Origin of the sequence: Brevibacterium antiquum CNRZ 918, assembly GCF_900169145.1 — a bacterium.
GTDB lineage: Bacteria > Actinomycetota > Actinomycetes > Actinomycetales > Brevibacteriaceae > Brevibacterium > Brevibacterium koreense.
Map to the genome: position 1 here is coordinate 1 of NZ_FXZD01000036.1, position 1736 is coordinate 1736.

1 protein-coding gene and 1 rRNA gene are annotated in these 1736 nt (G+C 59.3%); one reads left to right on the plus strand and one right to left on the minus strand.

Translation table 11 applies throughout. The annotated features are described in order from the left end of the window. Nucleotide 1: 1 nt before the first annotated feature. A 5S ribosomal RNA gene (gene rrf, locus BANT918_RS17060) occupies nucleotides 2-120 on the plus strand. A 150-nt stretch (nucleotides 121-270) separates the two neighbouring features. Here the strand turns inward: rrf and BANT918_RS17065 are convergent. Further along, entirely contained in the window at nucleotides 271-1464 is a 1194-nt protein-coding gene (locus BANT918_RS17065; RefSeq protein WP_145997020.1) for an IS1249 family transposase, read from the minus strand. Between the last annotated feature and the right edge of the window lie 272 nt (nucleotides 1465-1736).

The following is a 1736-nucleotide window of genomic DNA, read 5'->3' on the forward strand; positions in this document are numbered from 1 at the left end:
TTGCGGTGGTGATAGTGGTGGGGAAACGCCCGGTTAACCGTTCCGATCCCGGTAGCTAAGCCCATTCGCGCTGATGGTACTGCAACTTGGTGGTTGTGGGAGAGTAAGTGACTGCCGCAATATTCTTAACGAGTTGAGGCCACTCCCTTTTGGGGGTGGCCTCTTCTCGTATGTAGTGGGGGAGGAGTGTTCCTATTGGCCGTGGTGGCGGGTTATAGGCCAAAATGTGTGTATGGGTAGGGCGTGTCTGACCAGCCTGGTGTCACTGATTCACCGTGATCGTCCACCCCACCCTTTCTGGATCCCGTTGCCGTCCTCGATACTGAACGAGGTCCCGTACAACGAAGTCGTCTCACTCCGTCCCGAATCAGGGCGCACGAGTCTGCGTTCAGGCTTCTTCGCCCACGCTGACGGTGTGACGAGCTCCCACGGATCACTCGCAGCTTCTGTCTGTCGGTACAGCAACCAGTCGACTCCCCGACGAGCATGTTCGACCGGCAGTCCCCTGTGATGGCGCAGAAAGTCCTTGATGGCCTTGTTCGGCCCGCCCTCTAACGCGTTCGTTGTCTTCGCGATCACGAGCCCTTCCTCGGCCAGTTCGAGCCAGGTGAAGAGCTGATCGTCACGGATCAGGCCCGCAACGAGTTTCCACGCCCGGCGGGTCCGCAGATGCGTGTACCACCAGTGCTGTCCCGGTCGGACATACGAGGGCCTAGGGGCACCTGATTGAGCCGTGGTGCGGTGTTTGAGGAAGGCCTCCCATTTGGCTTCCCACCCGGCGAACTCGCCCGTCCAGGCGGCTGCCTGCTCGAGGGTGCTGACGTCGGTGAGCATCTTGTAGATCGCGAGGAGTTCCTTGTTCGCCGGCAGGTTCGGTCGTCTGGTGAGGTGCTTATTCGCGGCTTGCCGGATATGGAAGTGACACCGCTGGATGCGGGTGCCTGGCCACAATCGTTTGATCGTCGTTGTCAACGGCCCGTTGCCATCGACGATCGCGGCCACGGGGGCGGGGATGCGTCGAATGAGCGCGGTCCACGACGCGGTCTTTTCCTGGTCGCACCATTGCCAGTCGATGACGTGTTTGCCGGTATGGGCGATGAGGACGCACCAGCCATTGAAATAGGTGCCATCGAGCATGATCTGGTCATGGACCTCGCCGGTGGCAGTGACGGTGGGAATCACGTTCCAGCACCATTGTGTTTGTCGCGTGAAGGTCCGTGTGCTCGTGGCGAACTCGCCCCTGGCGCGGGTGCTAGTCAGCCAAGATATGAAGCTGGTGAACTCGGCCTTCCTGCTGATATCGGTCCGAGATTGGGATGTTGAGGCCCCGCAGTGTTTGCACCGCCATCGGGTCCGGCCGGCAGTGGTCTGACCGTTCTTGACGAGCTTGTTTGCGCATACACCACATCGGGGGTGATTCCGGGGAACTGACACTGAACATGCTTCCAGAGCATGTTCAACCATGTCTTGGCCTACTGCCTACTGGGCAAGAGGCCTATCCTGTACACACAATCTGGCCTATAACCCGTGGTGGCTGGTGGGAGCATTCCTCCCCTTCGACCATTCACAGACGAGTGGGCGGCACAGAACCACCATTGCGGACAGGGAATTGAATCGCTCCGGGGATAATAGAGGCAGGGAGATTGGAAGAAGGAGATTCTCTCATGCCAGTGAAATACACCGATGAGCTCAAAGCTCGTGCCGTCGAGCTCGTCATGCATGCCCAGGCCGATCCT